This is a genomic window from Streptomyces umbrinus, from assembly GCF_030817415.1.
Lineage (GTDB): Bacteria > Actinomycetota > Actinomycetes > Streptomycetales > Streptomycetaceae > Streptomyces > Streptomyces umbrinus_A.
This window is the reverse complement of sequence record NZ_JAUSZI010000002.1, coordinates 10,221,317-10,240,392: the sequence shown is the minus strand read 5'-3', so window position 1 is coordinate 10,240,392 and position 19,076 is coordinate 10,221,317. Positions and strand designations below refer to the sequence as shown.

Here is a 19,076-nt window from a genome sequence, read left to right as displayed (position 1 = left end):
TCGGGCGGTCAGGCGAGCTGCAGCCGTTCGACGAGACCGGAGACCTGCCGGCGGAAGACGGGCCGGATCCGCCGCTGCAGCTGGAGGACCATGTCTCGGGCAAGCGGACTGTGCACCAGGTCCTCCGGGGCGAGGTCTTCCAGGTCGAGGAGGTGCACCAGGACGGCAGTCGTCGCGGCGCAGGGCGTGGCAGCTGGCGAACTCCAGGCGGTGCGTGAACTGGCGCTCTCGGCTGGGCAGTTGTCCGGTGTCGATCTGGTCAGCCAGGCGCAAGCCCTCGGCGGCGTCCCCGGCGAGCATCTCGACGCTGATGGCGTGCAGGGCGACGTTGGTCCGTCCAAAGACCGGCCAGGCGATATTGCCCTCACCGACCTGCTCGGCGAGCGGTGCGGCGCGCTCGGCCAGGCGCCAGCGGGCATCCTTCCAGCGGCGGCGCCGTGCGTCGGAGACGACCGCGACCAGTTCCAGAGCGCCCTGTAGGGCGGCCGCCTCCAGCGATGCGTGGGGCGGCATGGCGTAATTGGTCGACCGCCTGGAGCGCGATGTCCTTGGCCTCCTCCACGGCACCGGGGTCGGTGTGGGAGAGCAGCACATGGCCCAGGTTCCAGGTGCCGACGGCAATGCGTACCGGGTCGTCGGCGTCCTCGGCGGCCCGGATGGCGCGGTCGGCGACCATGAGGGACAGGTCGAGGCGGCCGGTTCTGCGGCAGTACGAGCGCAGGAGCCCGTACAGATCGGCCGCTACCCGCAGCACCTCGCGCCGTGCTGCGACATCACCGGCGCTGCGGTGGGTGCGCACGGCATGTTCGATGTCTTCGATCAGCGCGGGCAGCCGGTCGTCGCGGACGGCGACGACCAGGTCGACGTCGGATAACCGGTCCGCGGTGCCGGTGGCGAGCGACCCGCGAACCAGCAGGTGTGTCACGGCGGTTGTGGCCGACAAGGCGTGGACCAGGTCACCCAGGACGGCGAGCTGCGCCGGCCGGTGCGCGTGCGCCAGCTCCTCCAGCGGGGTGAGTTCGGTGGGCGGAAGTACGGGGGGTGGGCATGCGGTGTCCTCTCGGGTGAAGGGATCGGGGCGAGGTCAGGGGCGGGCGAGCAGGTGCGCCTTCGCCGCCCGCCAGCGGCCTACGTCGGCGTCCGCGCGGCGGCCCGCGTGGAGTTCGGCGATCAGGTCGTACGCGCCGCCCTCCGGCCCGCTCCAGTAGCCCGGCCCGGTCGGCCGACGTCATCTCCGGCAGATCCGCCGCGTCCCCATCGCGCAAGTATGGGCGGGCGGCCAAGGCGCCATAGGTGTCGTCTGCGTACACGTCCGCGATCAGGTGGAGCCGGTCCAGGCCCGTGGAGTTGCACACCCCGTGCGCCTGCGAGGGCGTCAGCCGCCACAGAGACCCCGCCCCCATGTGGACCCGGGCCCCCGCGGTGACCAGGACGGCCGACGCGTTCGTGACGAGCGGGACGTGCAGACGGTGCCGGCCACGCTCACTCAGCTCCGCGTAGTCGCGGTGTTCCCACAGATAGGAGTGCGGCTCCAGGCGGGCCAGCCGTACGTACATGAAGTTGAGCCCCAGCGAGTCGAGGAAGCGCGCGGTGGCTGGCATCTCCTCGAGTAAAGAGGTGGGCTGGGGGCAGCCGTCGCCGATCACAACGTCGTGCGGGTCGCCGGAGTGATTCATCAGCGACGTGGTCCACCAGCCTCCCGACTGGGACTCGCCGTACGCGACGCCGCGCGTGGGCGCCCCCAGCGCCTCGGCCCGGTGGAGGTCTCGGAGGACGAGATCGAGGGGCACCGACGAATGTGAAGCGGCCTGCGAATACGCCAGGATGGCGGCCCTGGTTTCCCAAGCACTCAATGGATGCCTCCCGGAGAGCCATGGCTTCATCGGCGAAGGGGCTCCGACACATGGTCAGGGCCCCCACCCGCCGCAGGACTACCACCACCGACCGTGAAACCTCGTCAGCCTGCGCGTCACTCCGGGGTCAGGTCCCCTGGACCGGTGCTGTCGCCCTCAGCAGGGTCTTCGGCCTCCATCCATGCGTGCAACCTGGCCAGTCCTTTCTCGTCGAAGTCGAACTCGCCGCCGGGCGCCTTGCGGCCCACGCGGTCGAGCTGCGCCAGGACCTCCTCGATCGTCACGTCCTGCGACGCTTCGTCGGGGGACGGGACTCCTGCGATGTCTTCTCTCATACCTATACATCTCCCGAGCCGTCCAAGACGTTTAGTCAATGTCGACAATTCAAGTGACGTCCAGGCGTTTTGTCGGCGCAGGATGCCGACATACGTCGGTGCTCCATCGAGGGCGCGCAGGCCCTCATCGACCACATGACCCGCGACAGCCTGGAAGGCAGCGAGTTCGTGGACCACTACGCGGACGCACTCGCAGAGGTCATCAAGGCCAAGAGGGAAGGGCACGCACTCCCCGCAGCTCCCGAAGCGGCGGCGCCGGCCGGGCAGGTTGTCGACCTCATGTCCGCGCTGGAGGCGTCCGTGAAGAAGGCGCGGGCCTCCTGCGGCGAGGACGGCAACGCCGACGTGCACCAACTGCCCGCGAAAAAGAAGACCACGGCCAAGAAGACGGCGAAGAAGGCGGCCGCCAAGAAGACCACCGCGCCAGGAAGACGGCGGCGAAGCCATCAACGCAGCGCGTGATCCGCCGTGGGGAGGGCGTGGATGGTGATGCGACGGCCCCGCGCTGACCAGCCGTGGTCGGGGCGGCAGCCCATCGTCGACGGGCGGTGTGCACGTCTCACTCGGGTGGCGCATGGCCTGGGTGGAAGGCAAAGGCCGTGACGTGGACGCTGCCGGACCCGATGCTCGCCGCTTCCGCTGCCAGCCCTGATCTGCCACCGGGGTGGGCGGGGGAACCGAAGTGGGGTGGCGGGCGCAATTCTCCGTCGACCAGACCCAGATTCAGATAGCGCCATCACCGGGTGGTGCTGCGTTCCCGGCGGGGCACCGACATGGCGCCGGGTTTCCCGGAAGTGGTAGCCGCCGCCGGGCAGCTGCCGGACGCGACGGCACTGGACGGCGTTATGTTGTCTGTCAACCTGTCTCAAGGCCTACGTGTCTCATGGCGGCCTACCAGGTTTCCCGTCCGTGCCAGGGCGAGGACGCGCTCGGTGTTCTCCTCGTACATCCACCACGGGATCACTGGCTCGGGCGCCTCACCGTACGGCAGCAGCCCAATCTCGCGAGCCAGTGCGAGCAGAGCGCGGGCTGTACTCTCTCCGGTTTCGAGGAGACAGCAGGCTTGCCGCAGTCCAGCCGTCACAGTGTGGCCCTTCTGCTGAGCCTCCGCGACGGCCCTGGCCACCACCTCGATGCGGGGAAGGAAGTAGCTGTGCCAGCGCTCGCTCATCCGCTGCCGTAGACGGCCATCGAGCTGAATCTCGGCATATACCCAGGGGAAGATGTCCTTCTGGAGCTTCACCTGCTCCGCCCAACGCCTGTAGGCCACCGTATCCGGGGAGGTTGGCGGTGTCGGTTGCCAACCAATGGGCTTCCAGGTCCACCTGCCGTCGGCGGCGATCGTGATCAAGTTCGGGACCATCACAAGCGCTCGTGTGAGAGGCCCAACCAGATCATCCAGTGCTCGGCCGTGGTCTGCGGCGCACGGCACACCCAGCAGGGGCATGCCGTTGGGCGATGCGAAGGTGCCGTTCTCAACCCGGAAGGCCGCGCACACATCGATGTCCGAGCCATACCGGGAAGCCAAGTTGAGGCGAAACCGGGGCGGGAAGAAGGCCCCCGCCACCGGCACGAGCTGGTCCTTGCGCCATTCCCGCTCGGTGTTGTCATGGAACGTGGGAGTGACGTAAAGCCCTGACCAGAGACCCTCCAGATAGTGCGGCTGTGTTCTCAGAGAGACGTCCATGGCGCCAGGCTACGGACGCCCGGCAGCCTGGGAGTGCGAAACGACCTGTCCCCCTGGCCGGCGCCCATGGATGCCATCGGGGGAGGAAGCTGCTGGAGGGCCTGTGACGGATCTGCCGACTGCCGCCGGGGGATGGACCGCAAGGGAGGCGGTCGCGTTCACCCTGCTTATGGAGTTCTACCTCCTGATGATCGGGATGGGTGTCTATGCGGTGCACGCGCGGAGCGCTGTGTGGGTGGGGGCCACGGCCGTCGCGGGCCTGGGCGCTACGGCATGCCTCACCACGTGGCTCGCGTTCCGTGGAGAACGGCTTCGAACGCGTCCCGGAGAGGCCGGGGGAAGGCCCTAGACAGTTGGGGGCGACGGCGTTACGTCTCATCGGTGAACTGTTCCGGCACGCGTCCGGTCAACCAGCACAGCCGGACGTAGGCGAACTGGCGGTGCTCGTCGTCGAGGGTGGGGTCTTCTTCCAGGGCCGTGAGGAGATCGACAGCACGCTGGCTCTGGATCTTTGTAAGTCCTCCGGCTATGCGATAGAGGCGGATATGAGCATTGTGTCGACGGTCAGGTAATTCCCCACGATCTACATGATCAGCGTCACGTAATTCCCCATCCGTGCGATCACGGCTCCCCATGGGGACGGCGAATCCGTCGGTGTGCACTCGGCAGGCCATGACCGGCCTCTGCGATGATCCGGCATCGATGGCGATTTTCACCATCTGGGGCGGTTTGATCTTTGCATCATGTTCTGTGCCGATTCCTCCTGATTGGCCATGGGTAGCGCGGAGTCCGGGACCGAGGGACCTGGTCGTCGCGGAGCTGCCTGTGTTCCTCGCCCCGTGGTTCGGCAGGCCGATGGGCAGCCCGGATGGCAAGGAGAACGTTCGTCGTGGTCGACATCACCGAGATCTACGTCCACTGGTACGCGGGCCGCTCGAAGAGCGCGCTGGCCGCGTCGCTGGGGGTGGACCGCAAGACAGTCAGGAAGTACCTGGCGCCAGCGGAGGCGTCCGGGATCACCCCGGGCGGCCCGCCGATGACCGAGGCCGACTGGGCCGGGCTGATCGAGGGATGGTTCCCCGGCCTCGTCGACAGGAGACTGCGGCAGGTCACCTGGTCCGACATCGACCAACACCGCGACTACATCAAGGACTTGCTCGGAACGGTGACGGTCTCCACGATCCACCAGCGGCTGCGGGACGAGCACAAACTGAAGGTATCGATCTCCTCATTCCGCCGCTGGGTGCACGCCACGCTGCCCGACGAGGTGAGCCGCTCGCAGGTCACCGTCCTGCGCGACGACATCGAGCCGGGCGAGGAGGCCCAGATCGACTACGGCTTCCTGGGCCAGTGGACCAACCCCCGCACCGGCAAACGGCACCGCGTCTGGGCGTTCGTGATGGTGCTGCCCTGTTCACGGCACATGTTCGTCCGCCCGGTCCTGAACCTGGACCAGCACGCGTGGACCGAGGCGCACGTCGCGGCCTTCCGCTACTTCGACGGCGTCCCGCGTCGGCTGGTGCCCGACAACCTGAAGACCGGCGTCGACAAGCCCGACCTCTACGACCCCAAAATCAACAAGGCGTATGCCGAACTCGCCACCCACTACGGGGCGTTGGTGGATCCGGCGAGAGCCTTGAAGCCGAAGGACAAGCCCAGGGTGGAGCGACCCATGCCCTATGTCCGCGACTCGTTCTGGCGCGGGCGGGAGTTCACCTCGATCGAGCACATGCAGACCGAGGCCGTCACCTGGAGCCAGCAGGTCGCCGGGCGCCGGCAGTGCCGGCCGCTGGGCGGGGCGGCCCCGATGGCAGTGTTCGGCGCCGTCGAGGCCGCCGCCCTGCTGCCGCTGCCGCCCACCCCGTTCACCCTGGCCCGCTGGTCGACGGCCACCGTCGGCCCGGACATCCACATCAAGGTCGGCCGCACCCTCTACTCCGTGCCCTGGAAACTGATCGGCCGCAAGGTCGACGTCCGCTCCACCGCCACGATGGTGCAGGTCTTCCTCGACGGCAACCTGGTCAAGACCCATGCCGCCCTTGACCAGGGGAAACGGACCGACAAGAGCGACTACCCGCCGGAGAAGATCGCCTTCCAGATGAAGACGCCCGTCTGGTGCCGCACCCAGGCGTCCGAGATCGGCGACGCCTGCCGCGAGGTCGTCGACCAGCTCCTGGAGGTCAACGCGCTCTACCGGCTCCGCGCCGCCCAGGGGGTCCTCGGACTGCGCAAGAAGTACGGCGACACACGCCTGGAGGCCGCCTGCGCGAGAGCGATCACGGTCGGCGACCCGTCCTACCGCACCGTCAAGGGCATCCTCGTCGCCGGCACCGAGACCGATCCCGAGCCCGAGACCAGCGGAGACGCGGGCGCCGCGGCCTTCCTCCACGGGCCGCAAGGGCTCTTCGGATCCGCTTCGCCCCCGGACACGCCGGAGGGCACCCGCGACGACCAGGCCCACGGCGAAGACGAGGTGGCAGCACGATGAGCGTGATGGACACCGCCCTGCGCGAGTCACTGAAGTCCCTGCGGCTGTCCGGGATGTTGGAGACCCTCGACGCCCGCCTCGCCCAGGCCCACGGCGGCGAACTCGGCCACCTCGACTTCCTCCAGGTCCTCTGCCAGGACGAGATCACCCGCCGCGAGACCGTCGCCTTCCAACGCAGGCTCCAGCGCGCCAAGTTCGAGCAGCAAGTCACCCTGGAGGAGTTCGACTTCACCGCCTCCTCGAAACTGCCCGCCGCCCAGATCCGAGACCTGGGAGCCCTGCGCTGGCTCCACGCGGGCGAGTCCGTCATCCTGTTCGGCCCGGTCGGGGTCGGCAAGACGCATATCGCCCAGGCGCTGGGCCACCTCGCCGTCCGCCAGGGTGCCCACGTCCGCTTCGCCAAGACCAGCCGGATCCTCGCCGAACTCGCCGGCGGCCACGCGGACCGCACCTGGGAGAAACGGATCCGCGAACTCGTCCGGCCCGACGTGCTCATCCTCGACGACTTCGCCATGCGCCAGCTCTCCGCGGCCCACGCTGACGACCTCTACGAACTCGTCAGCGAGCGGCAGGGCCGGTCCCTGATCATCACCAGCAACCGGGCGCCCAGCGACTGGTATCCGCTCTTCCCCAACCCCGTCGTCGCCGAGTCCCTCCTCGACCGGGTCATCAACACCAGCCACCAGGTCATCATGAACGGCCCCAGCTACCGCCCCAACAAGCGCCCCAAGACGCCGAGCGGCAAGTCGGACTCCACAAAGATCAAATAACCGCTGTCGTGACGCCGGCGGGCCGACGGATGATGCGGCTGCGTGAAACGCTTCGAACACACCAGCACTGCACTTCTGGAGGGACCCATGTCCTGGTCAGCCGGCCACAGCGCGGTCGAACACGAAGACCTGCCGAAGCTTCGTGACCTTCTCGACGACGGCTACGACATCGAGGACGACAACGGCGACGGCTGGACCCTCCTGCGACACGCCATCGATACCGAAATCGACGGCCACATACAAAGCGGCGAGCCCTTGCACATCGACGTGACCGCGTTCCTCCTGGCCCGCGGAGCAGATCCTCTCCGCAGCACCAACGGTGTCCTCCCGGCGGACGAGGCCGACTCTCGCGGTCACTGGCTGGCTGCTGAACTCATCCGAGCCTGGACCACACGACCAGCCACAGCTGGCGACAAGCTGGGCTGAAAACCAGATCCCCGGCACCGACCCACAACGCAGACACCACAGGACGCTCGACCATCCGAGGCTGGGGAATTACGTGAACTCAGCCCCGGGGAATTACGCGATCGTTCACACATTGAAGCTCGTGCCGAGTCCCAGGTCGTAGAGAAGATCCTGCGCGCGTTGGCTGCCGAGTTCCACCAGGGAACCAACTGCCCGGATGCGGTTGTGATGCTCGAAGAGGGTGTCGCGGGCCAGGGTATCGAGTGTGCTGGCCGCAGCATCGGCAACGCCGACGGGGAGTCGTGTTCGCAGATGCACTTGCCGGGCGATGAACTCGCAGCCGTCGAGGGCGTCGGTGGCCCAGCGCATGAGCAGCCGGTTCATACCGGGGTCCTTGTACGCGCGCTCGATGAGAAAGCCAAGGTAGGACGATTGGAACGGGGGCGGCACCCAGGCCATGTGCCCTCGCTCAGGAGCGTCCCCGATGCCGGGTCCTCGCTCAGGGGGCCATTTCACCACTTCCAGCCTCAGCCGGGTGCTGATCGTGTTGGCGAGTGTCTCCTGGTCGCGAGTGGCGTGGCATGCAGCGAAGTACTCCAGGAAGCTCTGGTGCAGGAAGACGAGCTCAGTTCCGCGGAGAGTAAGCAGACCGCTGCGCCGTAGAGCCTCGGCGAGGAAGTCTCTCCAGACCTCCGTGTTGTACTCCGAGAGACGCTCCGGTGGTCGGGCATCGGGATGGGCCGTGAGGATGTCGAGCGCTGGCTCAGTGTTCCCGTCGTACAGTTCGGCGGCGAGGTAACTGATGAGCTTCGGCAGACCGTTGAGTGTGTGCTCGGCCCGGAACACGGCGTCGATTCCCCAGCGCTTCAGGGCCGCACAAGTTTGGGCCTCGACGCCGGAGATGCCGGCGGCGTGCTGATGTGCGTGCAGCAGGCTGACGAACTGATGGTAGATCTCGCCCCGGGTGCGGGGCAGCGACCCGCCGGATTCCTTGACGTGCAGCTGACAGAGCATGGCAGTCATGAGCGGTGTACGAGCCACGTCGGTCAGGTGGGCGTCGCCCAGAGCCGCGGAGAGCCGAACAGCCTCCTGATCGGCATCGGAACGCCCAAGCGCGTGGAACCAACGACAGATGACCTGATGTAGGTCGTCGGGGCTGAAGGGCTCCATTTCGTAGCGGAGCAGGCCCTCGCCAAGGACGTCGAGATCCTCGCTGGGCAGGGGCCGGGTCGCTACTGCGAACCGGTACAGCTCAGTCTGTGGGCCACCGCGCACAGAGGCGATCGTGCTGAGCACTCGGCGCCGGGCGGCGAGGTTAATGATCTCGTCCAGGCCATCGATCAGCACCAGCCACGATACGTCCGGATAAGGGGGTGCGGCGAAGAACTCCGGGGGCAATGCCTCGGTAAGGCCGAAGGGCGCCAGGTTTGCACTGACAGCCGCAGCGAGGGCGGGGGCCAGCGACAGCTGGCTGGCAAGAGCGACAGCAGGCACCAGAACCGGCACAGTGTCCCCGCCTGCGCCCTGGAGCCAGTGCTCGGTGCTCGTGGCGAGATGCATGCGCAGAAGGCTGGACTTGCCGCCGCCGGACCCGGCGAGCACGATGCAGGTCTTCCCGTCGGACAGAACATCGTCGGTGGACAGCCATGCCGCGTCGTTGGCTGACACCAGAGTGCCGTCACGGTGGTCTTCGGCGTCATCGAGGCGGTGGAGCTGCTGGGGCTGGTAGACGGAGGCCAGCGGCAACACCGCGCCCGGGACCACGCCAGCGTAGGGATGCTCATCGGCGGCACGCCGGGCGGCGACAAGGTAGGCGTCGAGTCGGCGCGTGCGCGCATCCGCCCGCTCCCGCAGCCGGAGCAGTTCCTGCAGCAGCTTCCCGGTGATGTTCAGGGCGCCGGCCAGCAGTTCGAGGGTGGAGACTTCCGGCACGGACTTCATGTTCAGGAGATTACTGAGAGCCCCAGTGGAGATCTCCGCCTTCCTGGCGAGCTCGGCTTGCTTCATCTTCTGGTCAGTCATGGCCTTTCGGATTCGCCTGACCAGCTCCTTGTGCACATCCCCAGGGCCGCCGTCCCCCGCACTGGTCACTGAGCCTCCTGACTCCGCCGTTCATCCTCGTTCACATCAACCCTATGAACGCCCATCCAGGCGAAGGTGGTTCCAGACCGGCCGGTCGCCCGAATCGTCACGATGAACACGGAGGAGTACCGGAGATGAGCATCGAACTGGCGTTGGTCAGCGCCCCCGCTCTGCTGGTAGGAGTGCTTGTGGTGCGGCGGCGCAAGGCGCAGTCGAAGACGTTGGGACTGGTCCGCGAGCTCCGCGACTTGATCACGTTGCGCATGGTGCTACGCGATGCGAAGCCTAACCAGCGGGAGAAGCTGCTGGCGGCACACCGCAAGTGGCGGTTCGAGCCGACCGAGAAGTCCCGAGGCTGAAGTCCGGAGACCAGCACGGGCGGGGAGAGCCCCCGGGACTCATGGACGAACCGGCCGTACAGCATGACATCCCGCATGTAATTCTCGTGGCCGTTGTCAGATCGGACGCCCCAGCTGTCGAGCTCGCGGCCGAACCGGTTCGGGTGGAGGTCGTACGCCCAATCCGCGCCGAGAGCGAAGCACTTCCCCTCGCTTGCGCCGGCCCGCTCCAGGACCGCCAGCGCATCGACGTTCAAGCCTTGGGCGATCCGTGAAGGCGAGGTCCGGTGCAGTTGGACAACAGCCTCCGGTCTTCCGCGGGGGCTGATGATGTCGGGCTGGACGTCCGTGCGGTCAGCGGACATTAACGGATCGGCGCTTGGCACATGGCCCCCTGAGAGTGCGGCTACGGCAACGTGATCGCATGATCGATGAGACAGCCTGAAGCGCCAACATAAAGGCCGACCTCGCCGTGGACACCGGCCAGGCCCTCCTGGACCTCGGCGACACCAGCCGCGCCCACCAGCTCATCACCCACGGCGAACGCCTCCTGCCGCCCGCCCGGAACAAGACGAAAGGTGTCTTCCTCGCCTACCGAGCCGCGAGCTATCTCGACTTGAAGGAACCCGAGCCCGCCGCGGCCGCCGCAACCCAGTCCCTTTTGCTGGCCCGTCACATCGGCGCGCCGCGCTGCGTCAGCCTCGTCGACGACCTGCTCCCCCGCTTCCAGCCCTACCGGCATGCTCAGGGCGTTCCGGAGCTCCTCCACCTCGCCGCCGCCTGACGCTGCGTTGAGCCAGGGCTGCGATGGGGCTGGGGCTCCTACTCACGACTTGATGGCTTGGTCAGTCCTCGCGCTGACAGGCCAGCAGCATCTCGGTGATCGGCGCTGGGGAGTATCCGGTCTGGAGGACGACTTGTCGTGCGGCTTGGTGTACAAGCATCGGCAGCCCTCCCACTACGCGCCGCCCGGCTTCTTGGGCGGTGTGCGCGAAACGGCTGGGCCAGGGACGGTAGACGACATCCATGAGGGTGCCGGTGCCTGGTGTCCACAGCGGGGCGAGAGCATCCGCAGCATGGGGTGGCATTGCGGATACGACGAGGTCGACGGCCAGATGATGGTCGGCGGCTGTCCACGGCTCGATGCTGATCTTGATGCCGATTCGTTCGGCCGTCGGCCCGAGCAGGGAACTGGCCCTGCCTGTGTCGCGGGCGATCACGACTGCCTGATCGCAGCCCAGTTCGCGTCCGGCGGCGAGCGCTGTGCAGGCCGTCGCCCCCGCACCGAGCACGGTGACGGTAGTGGCCGTGGTCACGTCTGCCTCGCGCAGGGCCCGCATCATGCCGTAGAGGTCGGTGTTTTCCCCAAGGAGTCGGCCGTTGGGTGTCACGACGATGGTGTTCGCCGCGCCGATCCGCGTGACTGTCTGCGACGCCTCGTCCAGGAGCGGGACAACGGTCCGCTTGAGCGGCATGGTCAGCGAGAAGCCGCGCCAACTGCCGTCGAGGGCGCCCAGGAAGCGCGGCAGATCCTGTGGTTGGCATTCGATGGCGTGGTAAGTCCAGGGCAGCCCCATCGCTGTGTAGGCCGCCCGGTGCAGGGCGGGCGACAGCGCGGCGTCGACGGGGGAACCGAGCAGGGCGAGCCGTGTCACGGCGCGTGGTGAAGGATCGCGGCCACTCCTTCGTCGCTGTGTTCGTAGGCGATGCCCCGCAGCACGGCGACGGGGGCGCCGCGTCCGCGCTGTCCGAGGATCAGGCCGGCTGCTGCGGCCACCAGGTCGGTGAGGGTCTCCTCCTGCCGTTTGGTCTTCCCGTCGGGCTCGGTGTGCTCGGTGACGCGTAGCGGCGCGATGCCGGCGGCGCCGATGCTGATGACGGTGGCGCCGCGCCGGTCTGCGCGTCCGTCGGAGTCGGCGATCACCACTGCGACGGTGGCGCCGCTGAGTGCGGTGATTGCGTCGCGCAGCGCGCGGGCGGATGCGTCGGGGTCCTTGGGCAGCAGCCACGCGCCGTCGGGCCCGGCGCGGTCGATGCCGGCCGACGTCAGCTGATATCCGATGTGGTGTCGGGCGATGATCGGCCCGCGCTCGCCGGCCACGAAGTGGTCGCTGGATTCTCCGAGGATCAGTTCCACGATCTCGGCCGGTTTGCCGGTGCGCGCGGACAGGTCGAGGGCGGCCGGGCCGGGGGTCACACCCGCGAGGTCGACAAACCGCTCCTCGGCGATCGAGACGACCTTCGAGGCGATAACGATCACGTCGCCGTCCTGCAACTCCGTTGCCTGGGCGGCCAGGACCTCCGTGATCACGCCAGAGAGATCATCGCCGCGGGTGATGGTGGGGAATGGTTCCAGAGCGAACGCGCGGAAGGCGCCGGTGGTGGTGCTCATGAGATGCGGCTCCGGGTGGAGTGGGCGGTTAGGACCCCGAACAGCCGGGTGTGGGCGGCGGCTAGCTGCGCCGCCCTTTCGTTCGGCGGTGTCGCGGCGGTGAGCCAGGTGCGGACGCGGTGGACGTAGTGGGGCCACAGGCCGTGGGCTGCCTCGTGAGGGGCGGTGCCGTTCCTGACGGAGTGCCAGGCATCGGCTACAGCCACCGGCCACGGACAGGCATCGTATCGGGGGTCCGCGGGTGCGAGTGCATGGAGCGTGGCCAGCATGGCGGCGCGACGGCCGGGGTCCAGGGTGCGGTGCGCGGGACGGTAGGGCGGAGCACTCGCTGCCGGTGCGAGCCGGTGGGGCCAGTAGGCGGTGAGTGCCAGGAGGACCGGCACGGCCTGGTCGTAGATCTGTGGCAAGTGCGGAAACGACGCGGCGTGCGTCTTCGGAGCCTGCACGGTGACGGAGGTGAGGCGGCCGGTGGGGGCGGCCGTCAGCAGGAGGAACGCGTCGATGCCGTATCCGTTGACAGCCGGGTGGAGTTGCGCGTCCATCGTGTTGACGGCGGTCCGTACGGCGCGGATGGCCCGGGCGGAGAGTGCCAGGTCGCCTGCGAGCGGCTGGGGGACGTCGTGGCCGGTGGCGGCTGCGATCAGCGGGCGAGCCAGGTGTGAGGTCAGGTTGGCCTCGTCCCAGTAGCGCGGGTAGTCGGCGATGGCGAATCCGCGTTCTCCGTGTACGAGGAGTTCGCGGTACACGTCGGGGTCGGGGTTGCGGGTGTCAGTGTCAGCGATGAGGACGGGGCCGTCCGTGTCCGGCAGGTGTGCGAGCGCCTTCAGGATCTGCGCGCCCTTGCCCCGGGGGACGTTGGTGAGGCTGATCTTGCGGGCGCGGGTGGGGGTAGCGGTGAAGTGATCGCTGGTCGTGGGGTGGTCGGAGGAGTCGGTGTGGATGATGACCGCGCGCGGGTCGTTCAGCGCGGTGTCGACGGCCGCGGTGACGGCGGCAATGGTGGCGGGTTCGTCGCGGCTGGGCAGGATCGCGGCGGGCTCCGGCGTCACAGGTACTCCCCGGTGATGAGGTCGGCGGCGGTCTGCGGGTCGGGCGCGTACAGGTAGGTGTACGGGTGCTGTTCGAGCCGCGTGATCAGATGGGTCCGCCAGCGGGCGAGCGGGAGATCGTCCAGTGGCCATACCGGTCCGTACGGCGCTCCGGTGGGGCCGGTCAGCGGGGTGGGGAGTCCGCTGATGTACCGGGCGAGGGCCTCGTGGAGGCGGAGTTGCTCGTTCGCGGAGAACGGTGTGGCCGGTACGAGCTGCGGGCGGGGAATGGCGGGGTGGACGGTGAGGCGGATGACCCCGGCCAGGGGGACGGGGACGCGGAGGAAGGGGGCGAGGTCGACGATGGGCTTCGGGGCCTGCCACAGCTCCGGGTCTTGCGGGCGGACGGCGGCTGTCTCCTTGCCCGGCAGGATCAGCAGCTCGTCCTCATGCTCGGCCAGGACGGTCAGGTCGTCGCCGGCGTGGGTCCAGCCGCGTTCGCCGAGCGCCAGGGTCACGCTGGTCTTGCCCGCGCCCTTGTTGCCCAGCAGCAGGACGCCGCGTCCGCTCGGCGTGACGGCGGCGTTGGCGTGGAGGGTGAGTATCTGCCGCTCCTGGCGGGCTCGCTCCAGCGCGGTATACGTCGTGTACGCGAGCGTCGCGGACCGGGCGGCGCCGCAGGTGAGGCTCATGCGGATCGTCTGCCCGTCCACGGTGACCTTCGGCTCTGCGTCGGCATAGGTCACCTCCACGACCGGGCAGTCCCGGTTCTCGGGGCCCGGGGCGAAGAGGTGCCAGCCGCCGGGGAGCCGGTTGGCCGCCGTGACGGCCGGGCCCGTGTCCAGCCCCGGAGGAAGCTCCAGGGCAGCAGTGAGGTGGCCGGTCGCCAGGGCGGCCGGGTTCACGACAGCGTGGGCGGGTCGAGTTCGGCCAGCAGCTGGTGCACCGGCAGAACGGCGGGCAGGTAGCGCTGGTTGTCCACGAGGTCAGGCACCCAGTCCGTACGGCGTAGCACGTCGCGCACCAGCTCGGCGTTCGCCGGGTCGGGGTGTGTGGCGGTGATGTCGAGCGAGGCGGGCTCGGGGTAGGCGCTCCCGTTGCGCCACATCACCGCGATGCGGCACAGCCCGCCGGTCTTCTCGGCGAGCGTGCGGCTCGCCTCGTCGACGAGCCATCCGCCGACCTTGCCCACGTGGTAGGCGGGATTCTTCCCGAACAGCGCCTCGTTGCCGGCCTGCTGGCCGGGGGTGATCAGCCCGGAACGTGCGTTGCCCCGGCCGACCAGCCCGTCTTCGCCGTAGTCGATCGCCGATCCGGAGACGGTGAAGTACTGGCCCGAAAGTGGGCCCGTGCGGCTGTTGCGGGTGTTGCACACGACCGTGACCGGGCCGGGCAGGTGTCCCAGGAGCTGGGTGGTGAGTTCCTGGGCGGCGTCGCTGACTGCGTCCTCGAACTCCGCGCTGCTGGCCAGGTGTCCGGCCACGGCCGGGACGCACACGGTGACGTTCAGCACGTGCTCGTCGCGGATGACCAGGGCCTTGATGTCGCTGCCCGCCCACGGCTGCTGGCGGAACCAGGCTTCGGTGAGCAGCGCGACGGTCTCGGCCGTGGTGCGCGGCGCGGTGCCGACGAGGAACGCGGTGTCGTTCGAAAATGCGGTGGGGCGCTCCGGCAGGTCCTGATGGCCGTGAGGGGCGAACCAGCGCTCGAACTTGGAGGAGTCGGTCGTCTCGTGCTGGGCCTGCCACGTGATGTGCTCGAACCTCGGCAGGGCGGTGCGCAGTTGCTCGGCGGCAGCGGCTTCGAGGATCTCGCGTACGGGGATCGTACGGCCGGCGAAGGATGTCGAGATCCGGCCGCCGAAGATCACGCGCACGGGCCGGTCGTACGTGCCGTCGGTGTCCCCGAAGCGGGCGCGGCCCCCGAGGACGGCGACCTTGTCGAGGTTGTGGTGCAGGACGGCGCCGAACTCGCGCAGGCAGTATTCGCTGTAGCGGATCGAGGCCAACTCGGCGATGGAGTCGGCGAGGGTGTCTGGGTGCCCGACGCCCTTGCGCTCGACGACCTCGACACTGAGGTCATGCGGCAGTACCGGCCTCAGGAACGTTGCGTGCGGTGCGGTAGGCATGGTCGATGACCTCCAGGATGCGGCGGAGCTGGGGAAGCGGGAACAAGGACGGGTGGTACGGGTCGGCGGTCCCGGCGGGCAGGGCCCGGTACATGGCCTGGCGCAGCGCCAGGTCGCCGGGCGCGGCCAGCGGATCGCCGAGGCCGGCTTCGAGGTTCCGGCCGCGCACATGCACGTGCTGTCCGTCATCCAGGTGCAGCGTGACCTCGTGGCGCCGCTGTTGGTCGACGCTGTCGACCCGGGCGTCCACCGTCAGAAGCGCGCCGTCCGCGAACGTCACCGTCGCTGTGATGCGGTCTTCCGATTCGGCCCACCGCCGTTCGCGGTGCACCTCGGCGGTACAGGAGGTGATGGGCGCGGGGGTCAGGAGGCGCAGGGCGAGGGCCAGGCCGTGAATGGCCTGCTGGTGCAGGACGCCCCCGGCGGTGGCGTATCGGGTGCGCCAACTCCGGTAGTAGGCCTGGTCCCGGCGGCACACCAGCGTCACCGAGGCCCGGCGGACCGCCGGTGCCTGGGCGAGCAGCCCGGCGAGTCCGGGGGCGAAATGCGGCTGGAAGGTGACGAAGATCCGCCGGTCCTCCGGTGCCGGGGTCAGATCGGCGGGATCGAGCGTGACGGGCTTCTCCACCAGGACGGCCGTGCCACCCCGCGCGGCGGCGCGGGCGGCCACCAGGGCAGTGCCGGGCGGCGTCGCCACCACGACTACGTCCGGCGCGAGGGTCTCCAGCGCCGTCTCCCACCGGGCGAGCAGCGGCACCCCAGCAGGCGGGGCAACGACCGGCGAAGGGTCGGCGACGCCCACCAGGCCCATTCCGTCGGTGCGGGTCACGGCTTCGGCGTGCTTGGCTCCGACCTCCCCCGAGCCGATGAGCAGGACCCGCCTCACGCCAGGCCGCCCGCGACGGCACCGCGCAGAAATGCCGCGCCACGCGTCAGCGCCTCGCCCGGACTCTCGCGCACGTGCGTCTCCAGCGCGTACGGCAGCACCGGCCGCACCCGGTGCAGGACGGGAAGCAGGTCCGTATACGGCACATCGCCGGCACCCGCCGCCACGAACTGCTTCATGCCGTCGCCGCGCGGCACGTAGTCCTTGATGTGGATGTACTCGACGTACGGGGCGAGGACCTCGACGGCTTCCGCCGTGCCGTGGCCGACCTCGTACAGGTTCCCCAGGTCGAGCCACAGCCCCAGGCCGGCGTGCTCGCGGAGCACGTCCAGGAGCGATGTCGGCTCGGCGACCGTGCACACCGGCTCGTTCTCCAGCAGCAGCCGCACCCCGGCCCGCTCCGCGGCCTTGAGGGCGTACGTCAGCAGAGGGTCGCCCAGGAACGTCTCCGTCTGCTCGCCCACGGACAAGTGGGAGAAGACGCGGACCCGGTCGGTGCCCAGGATGTCGGCGACGGCGAGCGCGCGGTCCACCCAGCGTTCCCGGTCCTCGGCCGGCACCTGCGTGGGGAAACCGAAGCTGTCGACCTTGCCGGGAACGGCCTCGGGGCGGCACCACTTCCACAGCGGGGACGCCAGCGCCGCCACGCGCAGACCCCGTTCGTCGGCCAGCCGCCGGACCTCGCGAAGCTGCGCGTCGTCCAGTATCAGGGCGTTCGAGCCGTAGGCCGTACGGATCTCCAGGTGGCCCACGCCCAGCGCGAGGGCCAAATCCATGCCGACAGCGGGGTCCTGCCCCAGCTCGTCTGGGTTGAGCGCGATGATTCCCTGCACGAGGTTCTCCTTGTCGATGCCAGCGCCTGAGAGACAGCGACCGTGCGCCCCGCCGGAGACGGGACGCACGGCCTGGTGCCGGGGACTTACGAACCGCCACCCGGCGGGGGCGGAGTCGGGATCGGACCCGGCGGGGGCGGCGGCGGGGGCGGAGAAGGCGGCTGCGGCATGTCGGAACACTCCTTCGACCAGGGGATGAGCCCAGCGCAGAGCTGCGGGAACCGGACCGTTACCGGCCGCTGCGCGGGAGGTTCTCTGTGCACTCACAGCCTGGGAAGAAAGGAGGGGGAAACCCATTCGACGGCCCTATAGGACGGCCATCTGGCGTCCCGGTCAAAGCCCTGACAGGGGGTCACGGTGCCTCTACTCTGAGGCAAGGTCACGCCGCTGCCCCGGAGGGGGAGATCACCGTGCGCAGCCATTCCCCGTTAGTCGTTCCCCTTGATCTGTGGGACCACGAGAAGGCACGACGCGCCCTCGAAGCACGCGATCTTGCCGCCGTGATCAAACACTTCCGGCAGTACACGGGCGCCAGTCAGACCACCGTGGGCTCCCTCGCCGGGCTCGCCCAGTCCGACGTCAGCGCGATCGAGCGGGGCATACGCCAGGTCCAGAGCGTCGATGTCCTGACGCGGATCGCCGAGGGTCTCGCCATCCCGCTCTCCCTGCTGGGCCTTGCCGACGAGACAGGCAGCGCTGATCCCCCGGCTCGCCGCAAAGCGCCCGTCCCGCAGCTGACGGCCGCTAAGGTGACCAAAGCCGAGCTGGAGGACGATGTGCGACGTCGGGAACTGATGACTGGAGCGCTGGGACTCGGCGCCAGTCTGATCGCCGGGACCGGCTCCGATGCTGCTGCGGCAGAAGCGGCCGCCCACAACCCGGCCGCCGCCATGGAACGGGCCCTGTTCGAGCCGGTGAACGGAAGACCAACGAGCCTGAGCGATCTCGCCGACGGGCTCGCGACGGCTCGCGGGCTGTTCTCGGGCGCCCGCTACGCCGCCCTCGGCAGTGCCCTTCCCTCGCTGATCGCCACGGCGGAGGCGACTCGGGATGCCGCCATCGGCCGCACGCGGGAGCGGGCCCAGGCGGCTGTTGCCCGCGCCTACGTCCTGGCCACCGAACTCGCCGTCAAGCAGCACTCCGAGGCTGCGTGGGCCACTGCGGACCGTGCGCTCATCGCCGCACGGGCCAGCGGTGACCCGCGGCCCCTCAGTGACGCCGCGCGGGTCGTGGCAATCACCATGCGCCGTGCGGGCCGCAGCTCGGCCGCCGTGGACTTCCTGGCCCGTACCGCGACCTCGCTGGTCGTGGAGAATGGAGGCCCGCAGGCTGACACCCTTGCCGCCCGCGTCTGCCTGCTCATGACTGCGGCTTACACGGCCGCGTCCGGGGGCCGCCGCAGTACAGCGCTCGACCTGCTCCAGGAGGCGGAGGAAACGGCCGGCCGCATCCCCGTCGATCAGAGCGGAAAGCCCGCAGGTCTTTTCACGATCTCGGCGAGTCCTGCCGAGGTCTCGATGTACCGGATCAGCAGCCTCACCGTCCTCGGCACCCCCGACGACGCCGTTCCGTACGTCCGCAGTGTCGACCCCACGCGGTTGGCCAACACCGAAAGGGTCGCGCGCTACCTCACCGACACGGCCCGCATGTGGCACCAACTCGGCGACGGACGCCGCACCTTCAGCGCTCTGCGAGCCATCGAGCACACCGCGCCCGAAGAAGTCCAACGCCCCGCAATCCGCACGCTCACCGCCGATCTCCTCTACGCCCCGGGGAGCCTGCCCGGCCTGCGGGCGTTCGCGGTGCGCACGGGTGCCGTCGCCGCCTGACGAACACTGCGTGGGCGGCGGC

General features: G+C 69.1%; 22 protein-coding genes and 1 pseudogene. 10 read left to right on the top strand and 13 right to left on the bottom strand.

Annotation, left to right across the window (positions count from 1 at the left end):
• Window positions 1–8: 8 nt before the first annotated feature.
• Entirely contained in the window at window positions 9–158 is a 150-nt protein-coding gene (locus QF035_RS45380; protein ID WP_307527743.1) for a hypothetical protein, read from the bottom strand.
• Between the two features lie 28 nt (window positions 159–186).
• Here QF035_RS45380 and QF035_RS45375 point away from each other — a divergent pair, with 28 nt between their 5' ends.
• Window positions 187–480: a hypothetical protein gene (locus tag QF035_RS45375; protein ID WP_307532067.1), complete on the top strand. Its 294-nt coding sequence runs from the start codon at window positions 187–189 to the stop codon at window positions 478–480.
• A 112-nt stretch (window positions 481–592) separates the two neighbouring features.
• On the top strand, window positions 593–874 hold the full coding sequence (locus QF035_RS55965; RefSeq protein WP_373467047.1) for a hypothetical protein: 282 nt from the start codon (window positions 593–595) through the stop codon (window positions 872–874).
• Here QF035_RS55965 and QF035_RS55960 read toward each other — a convergent pair.
• The 3 genes and pseudogenes from QF035_RS55960 to QF035_RS45360 all read right to left on the bottom strand — a co-directional run.
• A pseudogene (locus tag QF035_RS55960) lies at window positions 875–925 on the bottom strand (hypothetical protein); the annotation flags it as partial. It abuts the gene before it with no gap.
• A gap of 31 nt (window positions 926–956) precedes the next feature.
• Entirely contained in the window at window positions 957–1,790 is an 834-nt protein-coding gene (locus QF035_RS45365; protein WP_307527741.1) for an aspartyl/asparaginyl beta-hydroxylase domain-containing protein, read from the bottom strand.
• A gap of 179 nt (window positions 1,791–1,969) precedes the next feature.
• Window positions 1,970–2,188 (bottom strand): hypothetical protein, encoded by a 219-nt coding sequence (locus QF035_RS45360; RefSeq protein ID WP_307527739.1) that lies wholly within the window; start codon window positions 2,186–2,188, stop codon window positions 1,970–1,972.
• Window positions 2,189–2,323: 135 nt separating this feature from the next.
• On the opposite strand from QF035_RS45360, the gene QF035_RS45355 reads away from it, so the two are divergent.
• Complete coding sequence (locus tag QF035_RS45355; RefSeq protein WP_307527737.1) at window positions 2,324–2,650, top strand: hypothetical protein; 327 nt, start codon at window positions 2,324–2,326, stop codon at window positions 2,648–2,650.
• A 403-nt stretch (window positions 2,651–3,053) separates the two neighbouring features.
• On the opposite strand, the gene QF035_RS45350 is transcribed toward QF035_RS45355, so the two are convergent.
• Entirely contained in the window at window positions 3,054–3,875 is an 822-nt protein-coding gene (locus QF035_RS45350; protein WP_307527736.1) for a hypothetical protein, read from the bottom strand.
• A 299-nt stretch (window positions 3,876–4,174) separates the two neighbouring features.
• Between QF035_RS45350 and QF035_RS45345 the strand changes: the two genes are divergently transcribed.
• The 4 genes from QF035_RS45345 (at window position 4,175) to QF035_RS45330 (ending at window position 7,559) form a co-directional block, all read left to right on the top strand.
• A complete protein-coding gene (locus QF035_RS45345) occupies window positions 4,175–4,447 on the top strand; it encodes a hypothetical protein (protein WP_307527734.1) in 273 nt (90 codons plus the stop codon).
• Between the two features lie 317 nt (window positions 4,448–4,764).
• A complete protein-coding gene (gene istA / locus QF035_RS45340) occupies window positions 4,765–6,363 on the top strand; it encodes an IS21 family transposase (RefSeq protein WP_307527732.1) in 1,599 nt (532 codons plus the stop codon).
• Entirely contained in the window at window positions 6,360–7,133 is a 774-nt protein-coding gene (istB, locus tag QF035_RS45335; protein WP_307527730.1) for an IS21-like element helper ATPase IstB, read from the top strand. The genes istA and istB overlap by 4 nt, the downstream gene beginning before the upstream one ends.
• Window positions 7,134–7,220: 87 nt before the next feature.
• Window positions 7,221–7,559, top strand: coding sequence for an ankyrin repeat domain-containing protein (locus QF035_RS45330; protein ID WP_307527728.1), 339 nt, complete (start codon window positions 7,221–7,223; stop codon window positions 7,557–7,559).
• 105 nt (window positions 7,560–7,664) lie between these two features.
• Here the strand turns inward: QF035_RS45330 and QF035_RS45325 are convergent, their stop codons facing one another.
• Window positions 7,665–9,596 (bottom strand): helix-turn-helix domain-containing protein, encoded by a 1,932-nt coding sequence (locus tag QF035_RS45325; RefSeq protein ID WP_307531856.1) that lies wholly within the window; start codon window positions 9,594–9,596, stop codon window positions 7,665–7,667.
• 158 nt (window positions 9,597–9,754) lie between these two features.
• Between QF035_RS45325 and QF035_RS45320 the strand changes: the two genes are divergently transcribed.
• The gene (locus tag QF035_RS45320) at window positions 9,755–9,979 is read left to right on the top strand and encodes a hypothetical protein (RefSeq protein ID WP_307527725.1); all 225 of its coding nucleotides are present in this window, start codon (window positions 9,755–9,757) and stop codon (window positions 9,977–9,979) included.
• Window positions 9,980–10,430: 451 nt separating this feature from the next.
• Window positions 10,431–10,742, top strand: coding sequence for a hypothetical protein (locus QF035_RS45315; protein WP_307527723.1), 312 nt, complete (start codon window positions 10,431–10,433; stop codon window positions 10,740–10,742).
• Window positions 10,743–10,803: 61 nt separating this feature from the next.
• Here QF035_RS45315 and QF035_RS45310 read toward each other — a convergent pair whose 3' ends face one another.
• The 7 genes from QF035_RS45310 to QF035_RS45280 are packed head-to-tail and all read right to left on the bottom strand — an operon-like array spanning window position 10,804 to window position 17,225.
• Window positions 10,804–11,613, bottom strand: a complete 810-nt coding sequence (locus QF035_RS45310; protein ID WP_307527722.1) for a shikimate dehydrogenase — start codon at window positions 11,611–11,613, stop codon at window positions 10,804–10,806.
• Window positions 11,610–12,350, bottom strand: coding sequence for a coenzyme F420-0:L-glutamate ligase (locus QF035_RS45305; protein ID WP_307527720.1), 741 nt, complete (start codon window positions 12,348–12,350; stop codon window positions 11,610–11,612). Before QF035_RS45305 ends, QF035_RS45310 begins: the two co-directional genes overlap by 4 nt.
• A complete protein-coding gene (locus tag QF035_RS45300; protein WP_307527718.1) occupies window positions 12,347–13,399 on the bottom strand; it encodes a hypothetical protein in 1,053 nt (350 codons plus the stop codon). The genes QF035_RS45305 and QF035_RS45300 overlap by 4 nt, the downstream gene beginning before the upstream one ends.
• The gene (locus QF035_RS45295) at window positions 13,396–14,283 is read right to left on the bottom strand and encodes a hypothetical protein (RefSeq protein WP_307527716.1); all 888 of its coding nucleotides are present in this window, start codon (window positions 14,281–14,283) and stop codon (window positions 13,396–13,398) included. Before QF035_RS45295 ends, QF035_RS45300 begins: the two co-directional genes overlap by 4 nt.
• Window positions 14,280–15,506, bottom strand: a complete 1,227-nt coding sequence (locus tag QF035_RS45290) for a methionine adenosyltransferase (protein WP_307527714.1) — start codon at window positions 15,504–15,506, stop codon at window positions 14,280–14,282. Before QF035_RS45290 ends, QF035_RS45295 begins: the two co-directional genes overlap by 4 nt.
• Window positions 15,457–16,392, bottom strand: coding sequence for a Gfo/Idh/MocA family protein (locus QF035_RS45285; RefSeq protein WP_307527712.1), 936 nt, complete (start codon window positions 16,390–16,392; stop codon window positions 15,457–15,459). The genes QF035_RS45290 and QF035_RS45285 overlap by 50 nt, the downstream gene beginning before the upstream one ends.
• Complete coding sequence (locus QF035_RS45280) at window positions 16,389–17,225, bottom strand: sugar phosphate isomerase/epimerase family protein (RefSeq protein ID WP_307527710.1); 837 nt, start codon at window positions 17,223–17,225, stop codon at window positions 16,389–16,391. Before QF035_RS45280 ends, QF035_RS45285 begins: the two co-directional genes overlap by 4 nt.
• A gap of 410 nt (window positions 17,226–17,635) precedes the next feature.
• Here QF035_RS45280 and QF035_RS45275 point away from each other — a divergent pair, with 410 nt between their 5' ends.
• The gene (locus QF035_RS45275; protein ID WP_307527708.1) at window positions 17,636–19,054 is read left to right on the top strand and encodes a helix-turn-helix domain-containing protein; all 1,419 of its coding nucleotides are present in this window, start codon (window positions 17,636–17,638) and stop codon (window positions 19,052–19,054) included.
• Window positions 19,055–19,076: the final 22 nt, after the last annotated feature.

What these genes read in the sequence shown, in the direction of transcription:
- QF035_RS45320 (WP_307527725.1), top strand. Translation starts at nt 9,755, where the DNA reads ATGAGCATCGAACTGGCGTTGGTCAGCGCCCCCGCTCTGCTGGTAGGA.
- QF035_RS45330 (WP_307527728.1), top strand. Translation starts at nt 7,221, where the DNA reads ATGTCCTGGTCAGCCGGCCACAGCGCGGTCGAACACGAAGACCTGCCG.
- QF035_RS45355 (WP_307527737.1), top strand. Translation starts at nt 2,324, where the DNA reads ATGACCCGCGACAGCCTGGAAGGCAGCGAGTTCGTGGACCACTACGCG.
- QF035_RS45350 (WP_307527736.1), bottom strand. Translation starts at nt 3,875, where the DNA reads ATGGACGTCTCTCTGAGAACACAGCCGCACTATCTGGAGGGTCTCTGG.
- QF035_RS55965 (WP_373467047.1), top strand. Translation starts at nt 593, where the DNA reads ATGGCCCAGGTTCCAGGTGCCGACGGCAATGCGTACCGGGTCGTCGGC.
- QF035_RS45305 (WP_307527720.1), bottom strand. Translation starts at nt 12,350, where the DNA reads ATGAGCACCACCACCGGCGCCTTCCGCGCGTTCGCTCTGGAACCATTC.
- QF035_RS45290 (WP_307527714.1), bottom strand. Translation starts at nt 15,506, where the DNA reads ATGCCTACCGCACCGCACGCAACGTTCCTGAGGCCGGTACTGCCGCAT.
- QF035_RS45360 (WP_307527739.1), bottom strand. Translation starts at nt 2,188, where the DNA reads ATGAGAGAAGACATCGCAGGAGTCCCGTCCCCCGACGAAGCGTCGCAG.
- istB (WP_307527730.1), top strand. Translation starts at nt 6,360, where the DNA reads ATGAGCGTGATGGACACCGCCCTGCGCGAGTCACTGAAGTCCCTGCGG.